Genomic DNA, 20,227 nt, shown 5'->3' with positions numbered 1-20,227 from the left:
CCTCGGGGGCGCCGCCGTCCCCCCTGCGGCGGCCGGCCGGCGGTTGCGGCGGCTGCTGCTGCGGGCGCGCGCCACGGCGCAGGCGGGCGCGCGCGGCGGCACTCCCCCCGGTGCCCGTGCCTCGTGTTCCCCCGCCACCGTGACCGGTACTCGACACCGACGGGGCCTCCGGCTCTGGTCGGGATCGGCGTCGCCGGCTGGGAACGGCTCACCGATGGTGACGAATAGTGCCGAAAAGCGACATACCCAGCAGAACCCAGGCTATCCCGGCTTATGGGTCCTCTTTTCCGATTGACCTACCTGGCGTATCGCGCGTGGCGCGGGCGGGTGCGGCCCGCCCGCCCCTCCCGTGGTGCGGGCGGGCACGCCGGGCGCGCGGCGGTCAGCGCGCGCTGTCGGCCCCGGCCAGCAGGCGGGTCAGGTGCGGGAGGACTTCGCGGTCGTGGTCGAGCCAGTCGAGCCCGTCGAGCTCGGCGGGGCCGAGCCAGCGGAGCTCGTCGTGGTCCTGCAGCGGCCGCGGGTCGCCGGAGAGCAGTTCGGCCACCCAGAGCCGCAGCTCCAGCCCCGGGCGAACCAGCCACGCCCCGGGCAGCGGCTCCAGCGCCCTCGCCCGGACACCGAGTTCCTCCAGCAGCTCGCGCTCCAGCGCCTGGGGCTGCGTCTCACCGGGCTCGACCTTGCCGCCCGGGAACTCCCAGCGCCCGGCCACCTCGGCCGGGGCACTGCGGCGGGCGGCCAGCACCCGGCCCCGGTGGACGAGCGCGCCCCCGACGACGATCCGGTTCTCCATGGCCCCGACCCTATGCGGCCTCGGCCTCCACCCAGTACAGCTGCTTGTGCCCGCGGGCCTCGAACTCGGCGGCCAGCCGTTCGGCCTCGGCCCGCTCCAGCCCCTGGGCGACCACGTAGCGGTTGCCGTTGTCGTCCTGTCGCATCACCCGGCAGGTGTCCATACCGGTGAGCCTAGGCGCCCCGCCCCGGGACCGGAACGGCCGGTGGCCGCACGGGAATCCGACCGCCCGGGGCGCGCGCTCCCGGCCCGCGTGGGGGTCGGGCCGGGACCACGCGCACGGGACGCTACGCCCCGCGCGCTTCCGGTGTGTACGGGCCCGGTTAACGCCCGGTAAGACACCGGCCCGGCCCGCCCGCCGCCGCCGTCAGACCCGGATCTCGCCGACCTGCTCGCCGGTCGAGAGGCCGAGCTCCCGGCGGATCTCCACGGTCGAGTTCGCCTCCTTGGCCACCAGCGACTTCGCCCGCCGGATCTCGCGATCGAGCGCGTTCGCGTCCACGGCCTTGGCCGCGGCGTCCCAGGCCGTCGCGGCGGCGCGCTGGGCGGCCACCAGCTCGGCCACCTTCGGCTTGGCGCCCTCCGGCCAGGCCGCCGTGCTCCCGGACAGCTGCTCGGCCTCCTTGCGGGAGGCGTCGGCCATCCTGCCCGCCCAGGTGGTGAACTCGGGCCGGGCGTCGGCGACCTCGGCGTCCGGCTCGCTCCAGGAGACCTTGTTGTAGACCAGGGCCGCCTCCAGGTAGGCCAGCTGGGCCTGGGACAGCTTGCCCCGGTCGGTGCGGACGCTGCCCAGGTGCTCGGCGTCGCGGTCCTCGAAGGCGCAGGTGGCGTAGCGCTCGCCGGACTTCCAGTTGGCGCGGCCCGGGAACAGGTAGACCTCGTCCACGCCGTCCGGCACGGCCCAGTAGTCGAGGGCGTAGTCGGCGAGCACCGGGCCGCAGAGCGCCGCGGCGCTCTCGCGGACGCGGCTCTCGCCCGGGTAGGCGAGCCCGCCGCTCTCCGGGATCCGGGCGGTGCCGGCCACCTCGCCGTGGTGCGGCAGCGCACAGGGGGCCTTGAACACCCAGAGGACCGTCTGGTCGCCGTCCTCGCGTCCGTCGGCGCCACCGGCCGGGTTGTAGCAGTCGCCGGACTTGAGCGAGGACCAGAGCACCGAGCCCGCCGGCGCCTTCGGGGCCCGGGCGGGACGGTCGGCGCGGGTGCTCTCCTCGACCCCGGCGGCGAGCAGGCCGATGAAGGCGATCAGCGAGACCAGCGCCCCGAGGACACCGAACACCACACCGGTCACCGCCATGCCCCGGCCGCGCTCGTTGCGCTTGGGTATCTGGACCAGCGCGACGATGCCGAAGGCGAGCGAGAGCGGCCACATGCAGAGCAGGCCGGTGACCAGCGCGGCGACGGAGAAGCCGTTGGTGACCTCGGGGGTCGCCGGGTAGGCGTAGCCGGGCTGGAAGCCGGAGACCGCGCCGGGCGTGACGGCGGCCCAGCCGGAGGCCGGCGGCGCCCCGGGCGGGACCGGCCCCCCGGCCGCGGCCCACGGGTCGGCGCCGGGCGCGGCCCCGGGGGCGGCGGGAGCGGGGGTGGTCGCGCCGGGCGCGGCCCACGGGTCGGCGGCGGGAGGGGTGGCCGGTGCCGGGGGCTCGGCGGGGGCCGCGGGCTTGGTCAGCTCCACCCGGTCCGCCGGTGCCGCGTCCACCGGCGGGGCGTCGGCCGGCGGGGCGTCGGCCGGTGCGGCGGTGTCCGGCACGGTGACCTCCGGTGCGGCGGCCTCCGGTGCGGCGGCCTCCGGCCCGGGAACGGGCGCGTCGGACTCGGGCTTGGACACGTGGACTCCCCCGGCCCGGTCACGGGCATCAGCTCGGCAGTTTCGACTCGAACGTTCCGCGGACGGACCACCGGGCGGACCAGCGGAGGACCGGCCGGGGCGATGGGAACGGACGCGCGACTTTACCCGATCTTGGAGCACACCCTCCCGCCCTTTTCCGGCCGCCCGCCGCTCACCCGCGGCGCGCCAGCACCTCGCCGTGCAGCATCGCGAACCACCCGTCCTCGGCGGCCACCCAGGCCCGCCACCCGGCCGAGATCCGCTCCAGCTCCGCCCGGTCCGCGTACCCCTCGGCCACCGCCGCGTCGGCGATGTCGGACGCCACGATCCGGTCCGCCCACAGCCCGCCCCACCAGGCACGCTGCTCGGGCGACGCATAGGTCCAGCTGCTGGACGTGGCCGTGACGTCGGTGAAGCCGGCCTCCCGGGCCCAGGACAGCAGCCGTCGGCCGGCGTCCGGCTCGCCGCCGTTGGCCCGGGCGATCCGCCCGTACAGCGCCAGCCAGCGGTCCAGCTCCGGTACCTGCGGGTACCAGGTCATGGTCGCGTAGTCGACGTCCCGGGCCGCGACCACGCCGCCCACCGCCGTGACCCGGCGCATCTCCCGCAGCGCCCCCACCGGGTCGGCCACGTGCTGCAGCACCTGGTGGGCGTGCACCACGTCGAACTCCCCGTCCGCGTACGGCAGTCCGTGCACATCGGCGATCTCGAAGACCACGTTGGCCAGGCCCCGGTCCGCCGCGTACCGGGCGGCCGACTCCAGCACCTCGGCCGAGGTGTCCACGGCCACCACCCGCCCGGTGGGGCCGACCAGTTCGGCCAGCTCGGCGGTGATCGTGCCGGGGCCGCAGCCGACGTCCAGCACGGCCTGCCCCGGCCGCAGTTCGGGCCGCAGATAGGCGGCCGAGTTGGCCACCGTGCGGGAGCGGTGCGAGCGCAGCACGGGCTCCTGGTGCCCGTGCGTGTAGACGGTGGGCTGCGGTCCGGTCATGGCGGTCCCCCTGGGGTTCGGTCGCGTTCCCTGCGGTCGGTTCCTCCGACGCCTCCGACGCTACTCCTTGTCCCGGATGGCGAGAAGATTCGTCTCACATGGCGAACGACCGATTCACCCGAAAGCCCCCCGCCCGGGGCCCGGGCGGGGGCTTCGCCTTGCGGGGACCACGAGTTGAGGGGCGGTGCGAGGTCCGGACCGGGGTGGGCCCCCTCGGCGATCGCCGCCCCTCCGCCGGCGGGCCACCGGGCGAACTCCTGCCCTCGCGCGGCGCGGGGGCAGGACCGGGGCCCGTACCGTGGACGGGCTCCCGACAGAACGGTTCACCATGCCCGGCCGCCGCCCCTTCGTCCTGCTGAGCGCCGCGATGTCCCTCGACGGGCACCTCGACGACGCCTCCCCCGACCGCCTGCTGCTCTCCGGCCCCGCCGACTTCGACCGGGTGGACGCGGAGCGCGCCGCCAGCGACGCGATCCTGGTGGGCGGCAACACCCTGCGCGCGGACAACCCCCGGCTGCTGGTCAACGACCCCGGCCGACGGGCGGCCCGGCTCGCGGCCGGCCGACCGGAGTACCCGCTGAAGGTCACCCTCACCGCGAGCGGGGCCCTCGACCGTTCGCTCAGGTTCTGGCACACCGGCGGCGACAAGGTCGCCTACACCTCGGACGCCGGCGCCACCGTGCTCCGCCCGGCGCTGGACGGGCTGGCCGAGGTGGTGGCGCTCGGCGGCACGGTGGAGCTGGGCGCGGTCCTGGACGACCTCGGGGCCCGGGGGGTGCGGCGGCTGATGGTCGAGGGCGGGAGCGGCGTGCACACCCAGTTCCTGGCCCAGGGCCTGGCAGACGAGCTCCAGCTGGCGGTCGCCCCGCTGCTGGTCGGACAGGCGGACGCGCCGCGCTTCGTCCGGCCGGCGGCCTTCCCCGGCGGACCGGCCCGCCGGATGCGCCTGCTGGAGGCACGTACCGTGGACGACGTCGTCCTGCTCAGGTACGCCCCGAAGGAGTCCACCCCGTGACCAGCGCACCGTCCGACCTCGCACACCTGCGGCGGGCCGTCGAGCTCTCGCGTCGCTGCCCGCCCTCCAGTACCGCCTTCTCGGTCGGCGCGGTGATCGTCGGCGCGGACGGCGAGGTGCTCGCCGAGGGCTGGAGCCGGGAGGCGGACGCGCTGGACCACGCCGAGGAGGCCGCCCTCGCCAAGCTCCCGGCGGGCGATCCCCGACTGCGCGGCGCGACCGTCTACAGCTCGCTGGAGCCCTGCGGGCGGCGGGCCTCCCGGCCGCTGCCGTGCGCCCGGCTGCTGATCGCGGCCGGCGTGCCCCGGGTGGTCGTCGCCTGGCGCGAGCCGGACCTGTTCGTCACCGACTGCCAGGGGACGGCACTCCTGGAGGCGGCCGGCGTCGAGGTGGTGGAGCTGTCGGAGCTGGCCGAGGAGGCCCGCGCGGTCAACGCGCACCTGGTGGGTTGATCTTTTGTATCCTTGCTGAACAATAGACTCGGAAGCCCGCCCGCCGCCCGCGAGGAGCCCCCGCATGCCCACCCCCCTCACCCTGACCACCCGCGCCCTCCTGCTGGACATGGACGGCACCCTGGTCAACTCCGACGCCGTGGTCGAGCGCTGCTGGCGCCGCTGGGCCGAGACGAACGGCCTCGACCCCGCCGAGGTGCTCCGGCTCGCGCACGGCCGCCAGGCCCACGCCACCATGGCCGCCCTGCTGCCCGACCGCCCGGTCGCGCTCAACCGCGCCGACAACGACCGGATGCTCGCCGAGGAGAAGGCCGACGTCGAGGGCGTCGTCCCGATCCCCGGCGCGGCCGCCTTCCTCGCCTCACTGGCCGGCCTGCCGCACGCCCTGGTCACCTCCGCCGACGAACCGCTCGCCCGCGTCCGGATGGCCGCCGCCGACCTCCCGCTGCCGCCGGTCCTCGTCACCGCCGAGTCGGTCGGCGCCAGCAAGCCGGACCCCGAGGGCTTCCTCAAGGGCGCCGCCGCCCTCGGCTTCGCCCCCGCCGACTGCCTCGCCCTGGAGGACTCCTCGGCCGGAATCGCCGCCGCCGTGGCCGCCGGCATCCCGGTCCTCGGCATCGGCCCCCGCGCCACGGCCCACCGCACCACCGCCCACGCCCCCACCCTGGAGCAGGTCACCGTCACCCCCGCCCCCGACGGCACCCTCACCGTGCACATCGCCTGACGGCGCCACCGGGGACCAATCGTGAGAGCGGGCCGCCAGGATGACGACTTCCCGGCCGGTGACCGGATGGACCAGGCGGTGCTCGTATCGATCCGCCGCGACCACCCCTCCGGCCCGGTACCGACGAAGGGGTCGGACTCGACAGAGTCCGACCCCTTCCGAGCTACGCGCTTGACCGGTCAACTGGCGCACAGCGAGCGAACGGCTACACGTTGAAGCGGAACGTCCACCGCAACGCTGTGACCTGCGAAAACGTCGATTCCGAGGGTCCAAGTCAGCACGGAATCAGCACCGTGACAGCACGCCAGGGCCGGGTCAGTAGTGGTAGCGGGCCGCCAGGATGATGATTTCCCGGTCAGTGACCAGATAGACGAGGCGATGCTCGTCATCGATCCGCCGCGACCAGGCCCCTGGCAGGTGGTACTTCAGCGGCTCGGGCTTGCCGATCCCGGTGAACGGATCGCGCAGGACGTCCTCGATGAGCTTGTTGGTCCTCGCGAGCATCTTGCGATCGTTCTTGAGCCAGGACGTGCAGTCCTCCCAGCCCTGTTCTTCGAAGACGAGCCTCACTCGACACCCCGCCCGGCATCAGCCGAGTCGGGGTCGATGAGCGTGCGTTCGGAGAGCCCTATGCCGTTCAGTGCGTTGTCGTACGCCTTGAGGAGGCGACGCGCGTTCGCCGGCGAACGCAGGAGGTACGAGCCCTCACGCAGGGCGGCGTAGTCCTCGGCAGAGACGAGCACGGCATTTCCGTGCTTGGACACGATCTCGATGGCGTCGTGATCCTCGTTGACCTTCTTGATCAACGGGAAGAGATCCCTGCGGGCCTCGCTCGCGGTGATGGACATGGCGCGAACCCCCTTAGGCGAGTGGTACCGAATAACGTACCACTCAATCGAAGCTTCGGGGACATCGACGGCCGGCATGGACTCCTGCAAGTCAGCGCCAAGTCAGCACGGAAATGAGGAGAGGGTCGGACTCCATGGAGTCCGACCCTCTCCGACCTGCACACTTGCCAGATCAAGTGACATGCAGTAATGACTTGATCACACGTTGAAGCGGAACTCCACGACGTCGCCGTCCTGCATGAGGTATTCCTTGCCCTCGATGCGGGCCTTGCCCTTGCTGCGGGCCTCGGCGATGGAGCCGCAGGCGACCAGGTCGTCGAAGGAGATGATCTCCGCCTTGATGAAGCCCTTCTGGAAGTCGGTGTGGATCACACCGGCGGCCTCGGGGGCGGTGGCGCCCTTCTTGATGGTCCAGGCCCTGGTCTCCTTGGGGCCCGCGGTGAGGTAGCTCTGCAGGCCGAGGGTCTCGTAGCCGACCCGGCCGAGGGTGGCCATGCCGGTCTCCTCCTGGCCCATGGACTGGAGGAGCTCCAGCGCCTCGTCCTCGTCCATGCCGATCAGCTCGGACTCGATCTTGGCGTTCAGGAAGATGGCCTCGGCGGGGGCGACCAGGGCGCGCTGGGCCTCCTTGAACTCCTCGTCGACCAGCTCGTCCTCGTCGACGTTGAAGACGTAGAGGAAGGGCTTGGTGGTGAGCAGGTGCAGCTCGCGCACCGAGGAGGCGTCGAAGCCCACCTCGAAGAGGGTCTTGCCGGTCTCCAGGATCTTCTGGGCGGCCTCGGCGGCGGCCAGCGTGGCGGCCGACTCCTTCTTGAGCCGGGCCTCCTTCTGGAGCCGCGGCAGCACCTTCTCGATCGACTGGAGGTCGGCGAGGATCAGCTCGGTGTTGATGGTCTCGATGTCGTCCTTCGGCGAGACCTTGCCGTCGACGTGCACCACGTCCGGGTCGACGAAGGCCCGGATGACCTGGCAGATCGCGTCGGACTCACGGATGTTCGCCAGGAACTTGTTGCCCAGGCCCTCGCCGACCGAGGCGCCGCGCACGATGCCCGCGATGTCCACGAAGTCCACGGTCGCCGGGAGGATCCGCTGCGAGCCGAAGATCTCGGCGAGCTTCTTCAGCCGGGCGTCCGGGACACCGACGACGCCGACGTTCGGCTCGATGGTGGCGAACGGGTAGTTGGCCGCCAGCACGTCGTTCTTGGTCAGGGCGTTGAACAGGGTCGACTTGCCGACGTTCGGCAGGCCGACGATTCCGATCGTGAGCGACATGAAGCGCAGTCCCGTGGGCTTGGAGGAGTTGGGTCGGCACCGTGCGGGCCGATCGCCCAGTCTACGGGCAGCGGGTCAGGCGCCCGCGTCCACCGGCAGCGGCTCCAGGAACTCCAGGCGGTTGCCCAACCGGTCGCTGGAGTGGAACCGGCGGTGACCCGGCAGGGCGTCGTCCCAGACGACCTCGTGGCCGTGCGCGGCCAGCCGCTCGGCGAGCGCGTCCAGGGCGCGCACCTGGATCCCCGGGTGGCCCTTGCGGGCCGGGCGGAACTCCGGAACGACGCCCAGGTGCACCTCCACCCCGCCGCCCCGGAACCAGCAGCCGCCGCGGGCGGCCAGGACCGGGGGCTTGGTCAGCTCGGCCATGCCCAGGACGCCGTGCCAGAAGGCGCGGCACTCGTCCTCGGCGCCGGCCGGGATGTCGAGCTGCACGTGGTGCAGGCGTTCGAAGGCGAATCCGCCGGTCATGAGCCCCCCATGGTCGAGTTGAGCGACGATCACACCAGTACTCCGTCCGGAGACACGGAGCAAGGTCCTGTGGCCCATTACACAGTGTGGCGATGATCGGACCGTACGTTGGGTGGGTGGAGCAGCGCATCCGAACTCAGCCGCCAGGGCCCAGACGCCGACCGCCTAACGGCGCGGCCGGGGCCGCCGTCCCCGGGCCCGGGCGGGCCCCCGAGACCGACGAGGGCTCCGCCGCCGCACCCGCCTCCCGGCTACGCGCCGTGGCCGGCGGAGCCGAGCGCGGCCGCCCGGGCGCGGGCCGGACCGGGCTGCGCCTGCCGTTCGGACCGCGCACCGGCGAGCGCGAGGACGCCCGGGACGACGCCCGCGGCGGCGAACGGGGCGGCGCCCGCCGCGGCGGCCACCCGGACAGCCGGCTCTACGGGCGCCGGCGCACCGGGCGGCCGACCCGGCTGACCGCGATCGGCACCGGCGTGGCCGCGACGGTCGCGACCGTCGCCCTGGCGGGCGTGGACCGGATGCTCTTCGGCGGTCTCGGGGTGCTGTTCGGCATCGGCTACCTGGTCATCTGCTTCCAGCTGGCCGTCCGAGTGCGCTTCGCCGACCTGCTGGCCGCCCCGATCAGCGGCCCGATCGCCTTCGCCGTCGCCCTGCTGCTGCTCGGCCCGGTCACCTCCTCGGGCCTGACGGCCCAGGTGGTGGCGCTGGCGACCGGTCTCGCGACGCGGGCCGGCTGGCTCTTCACCGGCACCGGCCTGGCCGCGGCCATCGTGCTCGCCCGCTTCGTGGCCCAGCGGCGGATCCACCGCGACCGCTGAGGAGTGGGACGTCGGACCGGCCGACTTCCCGCCCCCGTCCCGGCCCGACCCGCCCCGGCCCACTCCCCGACCCGGCACCGTACGCGGCCGCGAAGGCCGGACCGGTCAGCCGGTGGAGGCCCGGGCCGCCGCCATGGCCGCGCCGACGATCCCCGCGTCGTTGCGCAGCTCGGCCGGGACCACCCGCGCCTCGCGCTCGCGCAGCACCGGCAGGAACTTCTCGTGCTTGCGGCTCACCCCGCCGCCGATCACGATCAGCTGCGGCGAGAAGAGCATCTCCACCAGGTCGAGGTACTCGTCGACCCGCCCGGCCCACTGCTCCCAGCTCAGGTCGTGCCGCTCCTTGGCGGCCGAGGAGGCCCGCCGCTCGGCGTCCTTGCCGCGCAGCTCCAGGTGGCCCAGCTCGGTGTTGGGCACCAGTGCGCCGTCCACGAAGAGCGCGCTGCCGATGCCGGTGCCGAAGGTCAGCACGAGGACGACGCCCTGCTGGTCGCGGCCGGCCCCGTGGACGGTCTCGGCGAGACCCGCCGCGTCGGCGTCGTTGAGCACCACGGCCGGCAGGTCGAGCGCCTCGCGGAACAGGCCCGCCGCGTCCAGGCCGATCCAGCCCTTGTCGACGTTGGCCGCCGTTCTGGTCTGACCGTTCACCACCACCCCGGGGAAGGTCAGCCCGACCGGTCCCTGGTGGTCGAAGTGCCGGACCACCTCGCGGACGGCGGCGACCACGGCCTCCGGGGCCGAGGGCTGCGGGGTGAGGACCTTGTGCCGCTCCTGGGCGAGCACGCCCCGGGCGAGGTCGACGGGAGCACCCTTGATGCCCGAACCGCCGATGTCCACACCGAATACCGCCGTCATGACGACCGCCCTCCGCGTAACCGTTGTCCACAGGCCTGTGCACAGCTGTGTACAAAACTACGAGAGCGCGGCCGGGCGCGCACGGCCGCGCGCAGCGGAAAACCCGGCGCCCGCGCGGGGCACCGGGTTCCCGGAAGGTCCGTTACAGCTTGCCGGCGGCCTCGGCGCGCAGGTCGCGGCGGAGTTCCTTGGGCAGCGAGAAGGTCAGGTGCTCCTCGGCGGTCTTGACGGTCGACACGTCGCCGTAGCCGCGCGCGGCCAGCCACTCCAGGACGCCGTCGACCAGGATCTCCGGCACCGAGGCGCCGCTGGTCAGGCCGACCGTGGTGACGCCGTCCAGCCAGGACTCCTGGATCTCGTCGGCGAAGTCCACCAGGTGGGCGGCCTTGGCGCCGTACTCCAGGCCGACCTCGACCAGGCGGACCGAGTTGGAGGAGTTCCTGGAGCCGACCACGATCAGCAGGTCCGTCTCGGACGCCATCTGCTTGACGGCGACCTGGCGGTTCTGGGTGGCGTAGCAGATGTCGTCGCTGGGCGGGCTGACCAGCAGCGGGAAGCGCTTCTTCAGCTCGCCGACGGTGGCCATGGTCTCGTCCACCGAGAGCGTGGTCTGGGAGAGCCAGACGACCTTGGACTCGTCGCGGACCTCGACGTTGGCGACGTCCTCGGCACCGTCCACCAGGTGGATCCGGTCCGGAGCCTCGCCCATGGTGCCGACGACCTCCTCGTGGCCCTCGTGGCCCACCAGCAGGATGTCGAAGCCCTCGTCGGCGAAGCGGACGGCCTCCTTGTGCACCTTGGTGACCAGGGGGCAGGTGGCGTCGATGGTGGCGAGCCGGCCCTCCTTGGCCTCGTCGTGGACGGACGGCGCGACGCCGTGCGCGGAGAACACCACGATCGAACCCTCGGGCACCTCCTCCGTCTCGTCGACGAAGATCGCGCCCCGCTTCTCCAGGGTCTGCACCACGTACTTGTTGTGGACGATCTGCTTGCGGACGTAGATCGGCGCCCCGTACTGCTCCAGGGCCTTCTCCACGGCGATCACGGCGCGGTCGACGCCCGCGCAGTAGCCCCGGGGGGCGGCGAGCAGGACACGGCGCTGCGCGGTGTTGGACATGGCTCCATCGTACGGGCGGCGGCGAGCCGCGCCGACGGAAGGCGCCTTCGAGCCGGATCCGGTCACCGGTGCTCAAATGTGGACGTGATGAGCGATCGAGTCGACGACGGCGGCCTGCGGCGCAGCCTGGGCGTGCGCGATCTGATGGTCTACGGGCTCCTGTTCATCGCCCCGATGGCCCCGGTCGGTGTGTTCGGTGTGCTGGACGCCAAGAGCCACGGCGCGGTGGCGGCCGTCTATCTGGCCGCCACGGTCGCGATGGGATTCACCGCGCTCTCGTACGCCCAGATGGTGCGGGCGGTGCCGCGGACCGGCTCGGTGTTCGCCTACGCGCGGGCCGGGCTGGGCGAGGGTCCGGGGTTCATCGCCGGCTGGATGGCGATGCTGGACTACCTGCTGATCCCGGCGGTGGCGTACCTCTTCTCCGGCATCGCCCTGAACTCGCTGGTCCCGGACGTCTCGCGCTGGGTGTGGACGGCGCTGGCAGTGGTGGTCACCACCGCGCTCAACCTGGCCGGGGTGCGGACGGCGGCGGTGGTCGGCCTGGCGGTGCTGGCGCTGGAGATCGCGGTGCTGGCGGTCTTCGTGGTGGCGGCCGTGGTGGTGCTGGCCCGGGACGGGGCGCAGCGCGGCTGGGGCACGCCGTTCACGGCCGTCGGCGGCTTCTCGCCGACGGCCGTGATCTCGGCCGTCTCGGTGGCCGTCCTGTCGTACCTGGGTTTCGACGCGATCGCCACCTTCGTGGAGGAGGCGGTCGGCGCCTCCGCCGCGGTGGCACGGGCGGTGCTCTGGTGCCTGGCCCTGGCCGGGGTGCTGTTCGTGCTGCAGACGTACCTGGCGGCGCTGCTGGAGCCGCTGACCCCGCAGCAGCTGGCGGCGGATCCGGCCGCCCAGGGCTCGGCTTTCTACGACACGGTGGAGCGCGGGGTCGGGCACTGGCTGCACGTGCTGGTGGCGGCGAGCAAGGCGATCGGCGCGGCCTTCGCAGCGCTGGCCGGGCAGGCGGCCGCCGGGCGGCTGGTCTTCGCGATGGGACGGGAGGGGCGGCTGCCGCGCTTCCTGGCCGCGGTGGACCCCGACTCGGCGGTGCCGCGCCGGGCGCTGCTGGTGGCCGCGGTGATCACGATGGGTGCGGCCGTCTGGGCGGCGAACCGGGACGACGGGCTGGACCAGCTGACCTCGGTGGTCAACGTCGGCGCGCTGACGGCCTTCGCGCTGCTGCACGCCTCGGTGATCGGCTGGTACGTGGTGAAGCACGGCTCGCGGGACTGGGCGCGGCACCTGGTGGCGCCGCTGCTGGGCATCGCGGTGATCGGCGCGGTGGTCTACGAGGCCTCGTCCACCGCGCAGCTCACCGGGGCCGTCTGGCTGGCGGTCGGGCTCGTCGTGCTGCTGGTCCAGGGGGCCGCGGCCGCCGGTGTCCGCCGCTGACCTCCCTGTCGGCATCCGCCGCTAGCCTCATACGCATGGCCAACACCAGCTCCCCCGAAGCCCCGCTCCCGGTCGGCAAGGTCTCCGCGCTGATCGGCGGCTGGATCGACCGGCTCGGCGCGGTCTGGGTGGAGGGCCAGATCACCCAGCTCAGCCGGCGGCCGGGCGCGGGGGTGGTGTTCCTGACCCTGCGCGACCCGCAGGCGGACGTCTCCCTGACGGTGACGTGCTTCCGCTCCGTCTTCGACGAGGTCGCCGACGCGGTGCAGGAGGGCTCGCGGGTCATCGTGCACGCCAAGCCGGAGTGGTACGGGGCGCGCGGCCAGCTGTCGCTGCGGGCCGCCGAGATCCGGCTGGTGGGGCTCGGCGAGCTGCTGGCCCGGCTGGAGCAGCTGAAGCGGCGCCTCGCCGGGGAGGGCCTGTTCGCGGCCGAGCGCAAGCGGCCCCTGCCGTTCCTGCCGCAGTGCGTCGGCCTGGTCACCGGGCGCGGCTCGGCCGCCGAGCGGGACGTCCTGGAGGTCGCCCGGCGGCGCTGGCCGGCCGTCCGCTTCGAGGTGCGCAACGTGCCGGTGCAGGGCGTCAGCGCGGTGGAGCGGGTCGGCGCGGCGGTGCGCGAGCTGGACGACCACCCCGAGGTGGACGTGATCATCGTGGCCCGGGGCGGCGGCAGCGTGGAGGACCTGCTGCCGTTCTCGGACGAGGCCCTGGTGCGGCTGGTCGCGGCCGCCCGGACGCCGGTGGTCAGCGCGATCGGGCACGAGCCGGACCAGCCGCTGCTGGACTTCGTCGCCGACCTGCGCGCCTCCACCCCGACCGATGCGGCCAAACGGGTGGTGCCGGACGTCGGCGAGGAGCTGACGAAGGTCCTGACCCTGCGCGACCGGGCCCGGCGGCAGGTGCTCGGCCGGGTCGAACGGGAGCAGCACGGGCTGGACGGCGTCCGAAGCCGCCCGGCGCTGGCCGCGCCGCGCCGGATGCTGGACGGCCGCGGCCAGGAGGTGGAGGCCTTGCTGGAGCGGGCCAGGCGCACCCTCGGGCACCGGCTGGACCACGCGCAGAGCGACCTCGGGCACACCCTGGCCCGGGTGGTCGCCCTCTCCCCCGCGGCCACCCTGGAGCGCGGCTACGCGGTGCTGCAGCGCGCGGACGGCACGGTGGTGACCGATCCGGCCCAGGTCGAGGCGGGTGACGCGCTGCACGCCCGGGTGGCGGGCGGCGGCTTCGACGTGACGGCCGGCCCCAAGGCCAAGCCCTAGCCCTGGCCGCGCGGGCGGCGGCGGGACGGCGCTGTCCGCGTCACGCCCTACGCTGGCTCCATGGCTGAGCAGGAGCAGGTGGAGGCGGCGCCGCGGACCCCCGACGACGCGCTGGGGTACGAGCATGCCCGGGACGCGCTGCTGGAGGTCGTCCGGCAGCTGGAGAACGGCGGCACGTCGCTGGAGGAGTCGCTGGCCCTCTGGGAGCGCGGCGAGCAGCTGGCGAAGGTCTGCCAGCGCTGGCTGGACGGCGCCCGGGCCCGGCTGGACGCCGCGCTGGCCGCCGAGGAGGGCGGGGCCGCCTCGGAGTGACACGTATCACACGCCGCCGGGGAACAGTTGAATCTTCACTCATGTTGGGATCCAGTGATCGGCGCCGCCGGTCGACCGACGAACCCCGTCCCGCATGAGGTGCAGACAAGCATGACCACCGACGCCCTGGTACTCGACGCCGCCGCTCAGGACCTGCTGTTCCGTGACGCCCGCACGGCGAACACCTTCACCGACGAGCCGGTCTCCGAGGAGCAGATCCAGGCCATCTACGAGCTGGTGAAGTTCGGCCCGACCGCGTTCAACCAGCAGCCGCTGCGCGTCGTCCTGGTCCGCTCGGCGGAGGGCCGCGAGCGCCTCGTCCAGCACCTGGCGGACGGCAACAAGGCGAAGACCGCCGCCGCGCCGCTGGTCGCCATCCTGGCCGTGGACAACGAGTTCCACGAGGAGCTGCCGACCCAGCTGCCGCACTTCCCGCAGGCCAAGGACCTCTTCTTCACCGAGCGTCCGGTGCGCGAGTCCTCCGCGGTGCTGAACGGCGCCCTGCAGGCCGGCTACTTCATCATCGGCGTGCGCGCCGCGGGCCTGGCCGCCGGCCCGATGACCGGCTTCAACGCCGAGGGCATCAACAAGGAGTTCTTCGCCGACGGCGAGCACTCGGTGCTGGCCGTGGTGAACATCGGCAAGCCGGGCGAGGACGCCTGGTTCCCGCGTTCGCCGCGCCTGGCCTACGACGAGGTCGTCACCACCGTCTGACCGGTGGCACGCAGGAAGGGCCCGCACCGTTCGACCGGTGCGGGCCCTTCCGCGTGTTCCGCCGCCGGCGGGCGGCTGGCTCCGCCCGCCGCTTGGCTACTTGAGCGCCTGCGCCAGCTCGGCCAGCTCCTCGTACGAGGCGGTGCCGGTGAGCACGGTGGTGCCGCCGCCGCTCTGGAAGGTGAGCGCGCGGGACTTGCCGCCCTGGATCCGCTCCCAGACCCGCCCGGCCACCTCGGAGCTGCCGTCCGGCTTGCCGTCGGCCACCAGCGAGCCGACCAGCGAGCCCGGGGCGATGTCGCTCTGCTCGACCGCCGCGTACTGACCGGCGGGGGTGACGAAGCCCAGGTGCCAGGCGTTGCCCCGGCCGCCGCCCAGCGACGCCGGGTCGTACTTGACCGAGGTGGCCCGCCACTTGTCGGAGAGGCCCTCCGGGGCGAGCAGCGGGTACGGTGCGGCGCGCTTCGCCGAGGCCGCGGCCACCTTGTACTCGACCGTGCGCACCCCGTCGCCACCGGCGTCGTGCGGCAGGAACAGGTACCCGACCCAGACCACCAAACCGACGGCCAGCATCGACAGGACCATGTCCCGTACCGACTGCCGGCTCCTCATGCCCTTGCTCTCTCCAGCCACCCCCACATGGTGACTCATCCCTGACGGGACACCGGCACCCGGGGGTGCCCACGTACGGGTGATCCGGGACGAACGGGCCGATTCCGACCGGGGGTGGCGACCCGCGCCACAGACAGTCATCTCTTGGGCAGATACGATCGCAGGACCCTCACCACGGCGTTCGACCTGGCAGTAGTCGGGCGCTTACTGGCCGTCGCGTACAGAGAGGTAACGACGATGACCACGCAGTACCCGCACAATCTCCCCAGCGCCCTTGAGGTCGCTCCCGAGGCTCCGGACCGGAACCTCGCGCTCGAGCTCGTCCGGGTCACCGAGGCGGCCGCGATGGCCGCCGGCCGCTGGGTCGGCCGTGGCGACAAGAACGGCGCCGACGGCGCCGCCGTCAAGGCCATGCGCACCCTCGTCTCCACCGTCTCCATGAACGGTGTCGTCGTCATCGGCGAGGGCGAGAAGGACGAAGCACCGATGCTCTACAACGGCGAGCGGGTCGGCGACGGCACCGGCGCCGAGTGCGACGTCGCGGTGGACCCGGTCGACGGGACCACCCTGACCGCCAAGGGCATGAACAACGCCGTGGCCGTGCTGGCCGTGGCCGACCGCGGCACCATGTTCGACCCGAGCGCCGTGTTCTACATGGACAAGCTCGTGGCCGGCCCGGAGGCCGCCGAGTTCGTCGACATCACCGCCCCGGCGGCCGTCAACATCCGCCGGGTCGCCAAGGCCAAGGGCAGCGCCGTCGAGGACGTCACCGTGGTCATCCTCGACCGGCCGCGCCACGAGGGCCTGGTCCAGGAGATCCGCGAGGCGGGTGCCCGGATCAAGTTCATCTCCGACGGCGACGTGGCCGGCGCCATCATGGCGGCCCGCGAGGGCACCGGCGTCGACCTCCTGATGGGCATCGGCGGCACCCCCGAGGGCATCATCGCGGCGTGCGCGATGAAGTGCATGGGCGGCGTCATCCAGGGCCGGCTCTGGCCCAAGGACGAGGCCGAGCGCCAGAAGGCCCTCGACGCGGGCCACGACCTGGACCGGGTGCTCACCACCGACGACCTGGTCAGCGGCGAGAACGTGTTCTTCGTCGCCACCGGCATCACCGACGGCGAGCTGCTGCGCGGCGTGCACTACCGCCAGGAGACCGCCACCACCAGCTCGCTGGTGATGCGCTCCAAGAGCGGCACGATCCGGGAGATCCACTCGACCCACAAGCTGTCCAAGCTGCGGGCGTACAGCGCGATCGACTTCGACCGCGCCAACTGAACCGGCTCCCGGCCGCGTTCCACCGCCCCGCGGCTTCGGCGAAATCCCCCTTCGCCGAAGCCGCGGGGCGTTCGCGTACCGCGGGGCGCTGCTCGTGTACCACCGGGCGTCTCGCGTACCGCCCGTCGCCCGGTCAGCCCGGTCAGCCCGCGATGCGGCTGCGGGCGGCCGGGATCCGGGCGGCCTCGTGCAGGTCCGTCTCCCGGCGCCGCCGGCGGGCCAGCACCACCCGGCGCTCGGCGGCCGTCAGCCCGCCCCACACCCCGTACGGCTCCGGCTGCGCCAGCGCGTGCTCGCGGCACTCCAGCAGCACCGGGCAGCGCGCGCAGACCTGCTTCGCCTGCTCCTCGCGCGAGAGCCGGGCCGCCGTCGGCTCCTTGGAAGGGGCGAAGAACAGGCCCACCTCGTCCCGCCGGCAGGCCGCGCCGGTGTGCCAGGGATTGTCGTCGCCCTGCGACTGGGCAACCGGCGGGCGCTCCAGCACCCGGGCGGCGGCGACGGGCGAAGTGGTGCGGGACTCGATCGGATGCAGCACGGCCGTACTCCTGACGAGGCTCTCGGACACGGGGAAGCTCGCTCCCCTGTCCGGCTGCGAGCCCCCGCTCTTCACCCCCCGAGCCGGCCTCAGGCCGCCTCCGGTGCGCAGCCGTACAAGAAGCGATGTGCGAGAGGAACTACCCTGCCGCACCGCGATTCATGCACACTGCACGCAATCGACTACAGCCTGCACTCGCCGCAACACCGAGTGCCCGGGCGGGAGTTGTTCCCGCCCGGGCACTCGGTCCGGCCCTGCGCTGGTCAGCGGCCCGCAGCGGGCCCCTAGTCGGTGCCGAGCTGCTTGCGCACCCACTCCTTGAGCTTTTTGCCCTTGCGCGGCTTCGCCTCGCAACCCCCGAACACCGCGGCGCCCTTGACCCGGACGACCGGCGCGTACGGGTCGGCCGCGGTCTGCTCCTTGACGTCGAAGCCACCGAAGATGCCGACCCCGCTGCCGTGCAGGCTGACGTTCTCCGGCACCTTGATCTCGACGCCGCCGAAGATGGCGATCACCTCGATCTCCACCTCGGGCGACTCGAAGACGGCATCCGTCAGGTCGATCTCGACCCCGCCGAACGCCGCGACCGCCCGCAGGTGCGAGCCGACCCGCCAGCGGCCCCGGCGGGAGGCCCCGCCGAAGATCGCCACCATGGTCGGCGCCTCGTGCCGCGCCGGCAGCCGCACCGGGCCGGACGGCCGGGCCTCCGGCGCGCCCAGCGGGGCCTTCTCGAAGGAGATCGACCGGTGCGCGGGGAGGTCCCGGGTGAGCGGCACGAGGTCGCCCAGCGTCTTGGCCCCGTAGGCGGCCTCGATCCGCTCGGCGTGCTCGTCCACGTTCAGGCGGCCCTCGGCATAGGCGTCGCGCAACAGCTCCGCGACCCGTTCGCGGTCGGCGTCCGAGGCCCGCATCTCGGCCTCGGCGACCGGGGTCCGGTCGACCCGGGCGGGCGGCTCGCCCCCCGGCTTGGTGATGGCTACGGGCGACTGCCCCTGGTCGTCCTGCGACGGCGAGTTGTCCACGGCCCAAGCCTAGTCAACCGGGCAAGTCCCGTACGCGTGTACGAGTGACCCCGGTCACGCAGGCCGACCTGTCCGCGTGCGACGTTCCGGCGGGTCCTACCCTTGAGGGTGCTTCGCCGACGCAGCCGCATCACTGGAACACTAAGGACCGCCCCCATGGCTCCCACGCCGGATTTCGAGTACAGCGACCTGCTCCCCCTGGGCGCTGACCCGACCCCGTACCGCAAGCTGACCTCCGAGGGTGTCTCCACCTTCGAGGCCGGCGGTCGCACCTTCCTCCAGGTCGAGCCCGAGGCCCTGCGGCTGCTCACCGCCGAGGCGATGCACGACATCTCGCACTACCTGCGCCCCGCCCACCTCGCCCAGCTGCGGCGCATCCTGGACGACCCGGAGGCCAGCCCGAACGACCGCTTCGTCGCGCTGGACCTGCTGAAGAACGTCAACATCTCGGCCGGCGGCATCCTGCCGATGTGCCAGGACACCGGTACCGCGATCGTCATGGGCAAGCGCGGCCAGTCCGTGCTGACCCGGGGCGGCGACGAGAGCGCGATCGCGCACGGCGTCTACGACGCGTACACCAAGCTCAACCTGCGGTACTCGCAGATGGCCCCCGTGACCATGTGGGACGAGAAGAACACCGGCAACAACCTGCCGGCCCAGATCGAGCTGTACGCGACCGACGGCGACGCCTACAAGTTCCTGTTCATGGCCAAGGGCGGCGGCTCGGCCAACAAGTCGTACCTGTACCAGGAGACCAAGGCGATCCTGAACGAGGCCAGCATGCTCTCGTTCCTGGAGCAGAAGATCCGCTCGCTCGGCACCGCCGCCTGCCCGCCGTACCACCTGGCCATCGTGATCGGCGGCACCAGCGCGGAGTTCGCGCTGAAGACCGCCAAGTACGCCTCCGCGCACTACCTGGACAACCTGCCGACCGAGGGCAACGCCCGTACCGGGCACGGGTTCCGGGACCTGGACCTGGAGGCCAAGGTCACCGAGCTCACCCAGCGGATCGGCATCGGCGCGCAGTTCGGCGGCAAGTACTTCTGCCACGACGTGCGCGTCGTCCGGCTGCCGCGGCACGGCGCCTCGCTGCCGGTCGCGATGGCCGTCTCCTGCTCGGCCGACCGCCAGGCGCTGGGCAAGATCACCGCCGAGGGCGTCTTCCTGGAGCAGTTGGAGACCGACCCGGCGAAGTACCTGCCGGACACCACCGACGAGCACCTCGACGACGACGTGGTGCGCATCGACCTCGACCAGCCGATGGCCGCGATCCGGAGCGAGCTGTCCAAGTACCCGGTCAAGACCCGGCTCTCGCTCACCGGCACGCTCGTGGTCGCGCGCGACATCGCGCACGCCAAGATCAAGGAGCGGCTGGACGCCGGCGAGGGCATGCCCAAGTACCTCCAGGACCACCCGGTCTACTACGCCGGCCCGGCCAAGACCCCCGAGGGCTTCGCCTCCGGCTCCTTCGGCCCCACCACGGCCGGCCGGATGGACTCCTACGTCGACCAGTTCCAGGCGGCCGGCGGCTCGATGGTGATGCTCGCCAAGGGCAACCGCAGCAAGCAGGTCACCGACGCCTGCGCCGCGCACGGCGGCTTCTACCTCGGCTCCATCGGCGGCCCGGCGGCCCGGCTGGCCCAGGACTGCATCAAGAAGGTCGAGGTGCTGGAGTACGCGGAGCTGGGCATGGAGGCCGTCTGGCGCATCGAGGTCGTGGACTTCCCGGCCTTCATCGTGGTGGACGACAAGGGCAACGACTTCTTCCGCGAGACCACCGAGGGCCCGCTGATCACCAGCCTGCGGGTGCGCTCCAAGGAGTAGCGGCCGGGCGCTCCGCCGCCCGCCCTGACCACTCCGACCGCCCGCCCCGGCCGCGAACTCCGCGACCG

Annotated in this window: 21 protein-coding genes and 1 pseudogene; 9 read left to right on the top strand and 13 right to left on the bottom strand. The window is 73.1% G+C overall.

Annotated features, from left to right (window positions below):
- Nucleotides 1–382: 382 nt before the first annotated feature.
- The 4 genes from ACIF6L_RS17105 to ACIF6L_RS17090 all read right to left on the bottom strand — a co-directional run bounded on the left by ACIF6L_RS17105 (nt 383) and on the right by ACIF6L_RS17090 (nt 3,606).
- Nucleotides 383–790 (bottom strand): NUDIX domain-containing protein, encoded by a 408-nt coding sequence (locus ACIF6L_RS17105; RefSeq protein WP_329489433.1) that lies wholly within the window; start codon nt 788–790, stop codon nt 383–385.
- A 10-nt stretch (nt 791–800) separates the two neighbouring features.
- Nucleotides 801–953 carry an SPOR domain-containing protein gene (locus ACIF6L_RS17100; protein ID WP_359805994.1) on the bottom strand — a complete coding sequence of 51 codons (153 nt, stop codon included), beginning with the start codon at nt 951–953 and terminating at the stop codon, nt 801–803.
- A gap of 204 nt (nt 954–1,157) precedes the next feature.
- Entirely contained in the window at nt 1,158–2,615 is a 1,458-nt protein-coding gene (locus ACIF6L_RS17095; protein WP_396488580.1) for a DUF4190 domain-containing protein, read from the bottom strand.
- A gap of 172 nt (nt 2,616–2,787) precedes the next feature.
- On the bottom strand, nt 2,788–3,606 hold the full coding sequence (locus ACIF6L_RS17090) for a methyltransferase domain-containing protein (protein WP_352289997.1): 819 nt from the start codon (nt 3,604–3,606) through the stop codon (nt 2,788–2,790).
- Nucleotides 3,607–3,934: 328 nt separating this feature from the next.
- On the opposite strand from ACIF6L_RS17090, the pseudogene ACIF6L_RS17085 reads away from it, so the two are divergent.
- Together ACIF6L_RS17085 and ACIF6L_RS17080 are read left to right on the top strand one after the other, a co-directional pair.
- A pseudogene (locus tag ACIF6L_RS17085) lies at nt 3,935–5,073 on the top strand (dihydrofolate reductase family protein).
- Between the two features lie 64 nt (nt 5,074–5,137).
- Nucleotides 5,138–5,797: an HAD-IA family hydrolase gene (locus tag ACIF6L_RS17080; RefSeq protein WP_359839104.1), complete on the top strand. Its 660-nt coding sequence runs from the start codon at nt 5,138–5,140 to the stop codon at nt 5,795–5,797.
- Between the two features lie 315 nt (nt 5,798–6,112).
- Here the strand turns inward: ACIF6L_RS17080 and ACIF6L_RS17075 are convergent, their stop codons facing one another.
- The 4 genes from ACIF6L_RS17075 to ACIF6L_RS17060 form a co-directional block, all read right to left on the bottom strand.
- Entirely contained in the window at nt 6,113–6,367 is a 255-nt protein-coding gene (locus ACIF6L_RS17075) for a Txe/YoeB family addiction module toxin (RefSeq protein ID WP_329489428.1), read from the bottom strand.
- On the bottom strand, nt 6,364–6,645 hold the full coding sequence (locus tag ACIF6L_RS17070; RefSeq protein WP_329927349.1) for a type II toxin-antitoxin system prevent-host-death family antitoxin: 282 nt from the start codon (nt 6,643–6,645) through the stop codon (nt 6,364–6,366). Before ACIF6L_RS17070 ends, ACIF6L_RS17075 begins: the two co-directional genes overlap by 4 nt.
- 198 nt (nt 6,646–6,843) lie before the next feature.
- Nucleotides 6,844–7,917: a redox-regulated ATPase YchF gene (ychF, locus tag ACIF6L_RS17065; RefSeq protein WP_329489426.1), complete on the bottom strand. Its 1,074-nt coding sequence runs from the start codon at nt 7,915–7,917 to the stop codon at nt 6,844–6,846.
- Nucleotides 7,918–7,992: 75 nt separating this feature from the next.
- The gene (locus ACIF6L_RS17060; RefSeq protein WP_352289989.1) at nt 7,993–8,385 is read right to left on the bottom strand and encodes a VOC family protein; all 393 of its coding nucleotides are present in this window, start codon (nt 8,383–8,385) and stop codon (nt 7,993–7,995) included.
- Nucleotides 8,386–8,645: 260 nt separating this feature from the next.
- Here ACIF6L_RS17060 and ACIF6L_RS17055 point away from each other — a divergent pair, with 260 nt between their 5' ends.
- Nucleotides 8,646–9,203 (top strand): DUF6542 domain-containing protein, encoded by a 558-nt coding sequence (locus ACIF6L_RS17055; protein WP_329489425.1) that lies wholly within the window; start codon nt 8,646–8,648, stop codon nt 9,201–9,203.
- A gap of 105 nt (nt 9,204–9,308) precedes the next feature.
- On the opposite strand, the gene ppgK is transcribed toward ACIF6L_RS17055, so the two are convergent.
- Both ppgK and ACIF6L_RS17045 read right to left on the bottom strand, forming a co-directional pair.
- Nucleotides 9,309–10,058, bottom strand: coding sequence for a polyphosphate--glucose phosphotransferase (gene ppgK, locus ACIF6L_RS17050; protein ID WP_329489424.1), 750 nt, complete (start codon nt 10,056–10,058; stop codon nt 9,309–9,311).
- A gap of 142 nt (nt 10,059–10,200) precedes the next feature.
- Nucleotides 10,201–11,175: a 4-hydroxy-3-methylbut-2-enyl diphosphate reductase gene (locus tag ACIF6L_RS17045; RefSeq protein WP_329489423.1), complete on the bottom strand. Its 975-nt coding sequence runs from the start codon at nt 11,173–11,175 to the stop codon at nt 10,201–10,203.
- An 87-nt stretch (nt 11,176–11,262) separates the two neighbouring features.
- Between ACIF6L_RS17045 and ACIF6L_RS17040 the strand changes: the two genes are divergently transcribed.
- The 4 genes from ACIF6L_RS17040 to ACIF6L_RS17025 all read left to right on the top strand — a co-directional run bounded on the left by ACIF6L_RS17040 (nt 11,263) and on the right by ACIF6L_RS17025 (nt 14,888).
- Nucleotides 11,263–12,606 (top strand): APC family permease, encoded by a 1,344-nt coding sequence (locus tag ACIF6L_RS17040; protein WP_359806013.1) that lies wholly within the window; start codon nt 11,263–11,265, stop codon nt 12,604–12,606.
- A 35-nt stretch (nt 12,607–12,641) separates the two neighbouring features.
- Nucleotides 12,642–13,862 (top strand): exodeoxyribonuclease VII large subunit, encoded by a 1,221-nt coding sequence (gene xseA, locus ACIF6L_RS17035; RefSeq protein WP_396488585.1) that lies wholly within the window; start codon nt 12,642–12,644, stop codon nt 13,860–13,862.
- Nucleotides 13,863–13,922: 60 nt separating this feature from the next.
- Entirely contained in the window at nt 13,923–14,174 is a 252-nt protein-coding gene (locus tag ACIF6L_RS17030; RefSeq protein WP_396488587.1) for an exodeoxyribonuclease VII small subunit, read from the top strand.
- 111 nt (nt 14,175–14,285) lie between these two features.
- Entirely contained in the window at nt 14,286–14,888 is a 603-nt protein-coding gene (locus tag ACIF6L_RS17025) for a malonic semialdehyde reductase (protein ID WP_329489419.1), read from the top strand.
- A gap of 96 nt (nt 14,889–14,984) precedes the next feature.
- Here ACIF6L_RS17025 and ACIF6L_RS17020 read toward each other — a convergent pair whose 3' ends face one another.
- Nucleotides 14,985–15,521 (bottom strand): DUF4245 domain-containing protein, encoded by a 537-nt coding sequence (locus ACIF6L_RS17020; protein WP_380384751.1) that lies wholly within the window; start codon nt 15,519–15,521, stop codon nt 14,985–14,987.
- A gap of 216 nt (nt 15,522–15,737) precedes the next feature.
- On the opposite strand from ACIF6L_RS17020, the gene glpX reads away from it, so the two are divergent.
- Nucleotides 15,738–16,778: a class II fructose-bisphosphatase gene (gene glpX / locus ACIF6L_RS17015; protein WP_352289981.1), complete on the top strand. Its 1,041-nt coding sequence runs from the start codon at nt 15,738–15,740 to the stop codon at nt 16,776–16,778.
- Nucleotides 16,779–16,920: 142 nt separating this feature from the next.
- Here the strand turns inward: glpX and ACIF6L_RS17010 are convergent, their stop codons facing one another.
- Together ACIF6L_RS17010 and ACIF6L_RS17005 are read right to left on the bottom strand one after the other, a co-directional pair.
- Entirely contained in the window at nt 16,921–17,262 is a 342-nt protein-coding gene (locus ACIF6L_RS17010) for a WhiB family transcriptional regulator (protein ID WP_380384783.1), read from the bottom strand.
- Nucleotides 17,263–17,597: 335 nt separating this feature from the next.
- Nucleotides 17,598–18,335, bottom strand: coding sequence for a DUF1707 domain-containing protein (locus ACIF6L_RS17005; RefSeq protein ID WP_329489414.1), 738 nt, complete (start codon nt 18,333–18,335; stop codon nt 17,598–17,600).
- 156 nt (nt 18,336–18,491) lie between these two features.
- Here ACIF6L_RS17005 and ACIF6L_RS17000 point away from each other — a divergent pair, with 156 nt between their 5' ends.
- Complete coding sequence (locus tag ACIF6L_RS17000) at nt 18,492–20,159, top strand: fumarate hydratase (protein WP_329489413.1); 1,668 nt, start codon at nt 18,492–18,494, stop codon at nt 20,157–20,159.
- Nucleotides 20,160–20,227: the final 68 nt, after the last annotated feature.

This window comes from Kitasatospora sp. NPDC086009 (assembly GCF_044540385.1).
Taxonomy (GTDB): Bacteria; Actinomycetota; Actinomycetes; order Streptomycetales; family Streptomycetaceae; genus Kitasatospora.
This window is presented reverse-complemented; position numbering and strand designations above follow the sequence as displayed.